We start from the raw sequence: 2,947 nt of genomic DNA on the forward strand, positions 1-2,947 counted from the left end.
CCCTGGGGTCGCCCCCGCCGGCCATTAACCGGCCCCGTGTTTCCATGGAGCCCGGACTTTCCTCACCCACGACCTTTCGGCGTTTGCGGGTGCGGCCGCCCAGCCAGCTGGCAGAGCGTATAAAGGGGTTCACGCCCGAAAACGCAAACGAAAAAGCTGACTTATGCGGGCGATCCAAGCGCAGCCATCTGCACCTTGACCTTGCCGCAATAGGCTGCCGACACGGGGTTCATCCGCGTTGCGGCGTGCCCGGCATTGTATTTCAGAATGGTGCCGCAGGTCGTGCCGCCACCGAGGCTCCGTGCCATGGCAAGGTATTTCATGCCGTATTTGATGTTGGTGTCGGGATCGAACAGGCCCTTGGCGGAGCCGCTATAGCCCATCATCCGAGCCGTGGCCGGCTTGATCTGCATCAGGCCGATCTCGCCGGCGCTGCCGACGATGTTGGGCCGGTAGTTGCTCTCGATCTTGATGACCGCCGAGGCGAGCGACACGGGCACGCCTTCGATCGCCGCATAGCGGGCAACGATTGCGGAATACTGGCCGCTGCTCGCCACCGCGGCCGTCGACTCCGCCGCGTTCCTGAGGCCGATCGATGCCGTTCTCGTCATGTCGACGGTCTTGCGGCCGCGCTTCGTCTGCCTTTTGGCGATGGACTTCTTCGGTTTGGACCAGCTTGCCTTTTCCGCTTTGGCGGAAGCCCGCTTCGTCTCCGCTTTGGCGGATGCCTGCTTTGTCGCCTTGGCGTCGTGGCCTGCCTTGCCGCTTTTTGCGGATACCACGGGAAACCCTTGATCGGCCCGCGGGCTGAATGACGCTGCATGCGCCGCACTGAAGGCAAAAGTCATTACGCCGGCAGCAAGAGCTGCCGTTAAAACGGTAAATTTCTGCATGTGATCCTGTTCTGTCTGAACCGCGCGAAGATGTTCACGCAGCAACGCCTAACCAACGTCGGAACAACCCGGGGGGGGCTTGGGGTCCGACATCTACACGTCAGCCGTTTGACGCCCGAATTGGTGTCAAACAAGGCCAGGCAAGTCACTTTGAGTGACAGCCTGTAACTTAAGGATTGGAAAGAATTGCTTGGGAGAGGTCTCCCGGGGATTAGCGCTTCACGGAAGCAAGCAGCCTTTGCAGCGTCCGCAGCGTCGAGCCGTCGGCAACGCCGTCCACCTTGCGCGGCCGGAAATGCCGTTGGAAGGCTTCGACCACCGCCTCCGTCTGCCGGTCGAAAACGCCGGATATTTCAACGCCATAGCCGTAGAGCGCCAGCATCGACTGCAACGCTTCGATATCGCCGCCGGTGTCGCCGGTTGTCAGAGTAGCGCCTCGCCTGACGGGGGCGGCCGTAACGAGATGGCCGACACCGGCCTCGAATAGCGCCCGCCACGGAAACTTCTCGCCGGGATCGATTTTGCGCCCCGGCGCAACATCGGAATGCGCGAGTACCCGCTCGGCGGCGATCGAATGCCGACCGGCGATCCCCCGGCACAGCCCGATCACGGCATCGATCTGCCGCCGGGGAAAACCGGGATAGCCCAGCGAATGCCCCGGATTGACGATCTCGATGCCGACGGAACAGGAATTGATGTCGGCGCATCCGAACCACGAACTCTTGCCGGCGTGCCAGGCGCGGTCGCTTTCCCTGACCATCTGCACGATATGGCCATTCTCGTGGACCAGATAATGCGACGAGACCTCGCTGGCCGGATCGCAAAGCCAGGCCTCGGCCCCGGCGCCGGTCGCCATGCCTGTGTAGTGCAGCACGATCATGTCGGGCCTGGGTGTTGTCTCGCGCCGCGGGCCGAAATTCGGCGATACCCTGACTTCGGCACGTGGCTCGTCGGGCAGAAAGCCGCTCATGCGTGGCGCAGGCCCCGCTCGATCATCTCGTAGGCGGCATTGATCGCCGCCACCCTGGTGGTCGCGATCTTGATGAATTCCTGAGGCAGGCCGCGCGCGATCAGCCGATCCGGATGATTGTCGGAAACCAGCTTGCGATAGCGTTTCCTGACCTCTTCGAACGGCTTGCCGCGCTCGATGCCCAGCACGACATAGGGATCCCCGGCGCCGAGATTGACGTGCCGGGCCATGATGGCTTCGTAATGCGCTTCGTCGATGCGGAAAATCTCGGCGATGCGGTGCAGGAAATGGCCTTCGCGCTCGTGCACCAGCCCGTCGGCCTTGGCAATGTGGAACAGACCGTCGAGTATGTCTTCAAGCATCACGCAGTTGGAATGCCCCGAACCGCACATCTGGGCCATCCGCTCGGCATAGGTTTCGAAACCGGCCACGTCGCGCTGGGCGAGATCGAACAGCCGCGCCACATTGCGCGTCTCCTTCGGCGGCACTTCGAATATCTCCTGGAAGGCGCGCACCTCGTCCTGGGTGACGATGCCATCGGCCTTGGCCATCTTGGCCGACAGCGCGATCATCGCCACCGAAAAGGCGACACGCCGGCGCAAATCCGCATCGCCGGAGAAAACCGTGCGCACAGCCTCGACAACGTCGACGACACCCGACGAGGTTGAGGATGAAACGCGGGTGATGAACTCGCCGAGGCGATCCCAAATCGACATGGCCTGCTTCTTAGAGCCACCGCTCCCTCCTATCAAGCCGGGACAGTGCCGCAGGCTTTGCGCGACAAATCGATCCGGCGCGCGAGAGGGATTGGCCCACGGCGCTCGGACGACATGAGAAAGGCCGGCGCGAGCCGACCTTCCTCATTCATCACAAGAAGTACTGCTTGCTCACTACTGCGCGGGCGCAGGAGCTGGTGTTGCCGGAGCCGGCTCGGCGGGCTTCTCGGGTGTGATGCTCTTCGTGGTCGAATTATCCGTTGCCGGAGGCGTCGCGGCCGGCGGCGTGGCTTCCGGGGTGGCCGGTTTCATCGGTTCCTCGGCGGCCGGCGGGGTGGTGCTCTGGGTGGTGGTGTTGTTCGTACCGC

The 2,947-nt window shown here is 63.0% G+C and carries 3 protein-coding genes; all 3 read right to left on the reverse strand.

The annotated features are described in order from the left end of the window. Window positions 1–161: 161 nt before the first annotated feature. The gene (locus EOA22_RS29360) at window positions 162–893 is read right to left on the reverse strand and encodes a lytic transglycosylase domain-containing protein (protein ID WP_013530946.1); all 732 of its coding nucleotides are present in this window, start codon (window positions 891–893) and stop codon (window positions 162–164) included. 211 nt (window positions 894–1,104) lie between these two features. After that, complete coding sequence (locus tag EOA22_RS29365; protein ID WP_013530945.1) at window positions 1,105–1,863, reverse strand: N-acetylmuramoyl-L-alanine amidase; 759 nt, start codon at window positions 1,861–1,863, stop codon at window positions 1,105–1,107. Further along, window positions 1,860–2,579 carry a DnaJ family molecular chaperone gene (locus tag EOA22_RS29370; protein WP_013530944.1) on the reverse strand — a complete coding sequence of 240 codons (720 nt, stop codon included), beginning with the start codon at window positions 2,577–2,579 and terminating at the stop codon, window positions 1,860–1,862. Before EOA22_RS29370 ends, EOA22_RS29365 begins: the two co-directional genes overlap by 4 nt. Window positions 2,580–2,947: the final 368 nt, after the last annotated feature.

This window comes from Mesorhizobium sp. M7A.F.Ca.US.014.04.1.1, assembly GCF_003998745.1.
Classification (GTDB): Bacteria; Pseudomonadota; Alphaproteobacteria; order Rhizobiales; family Rhizobiaceae; genus Mesorhizobium; species Mesorhizobium ciceri.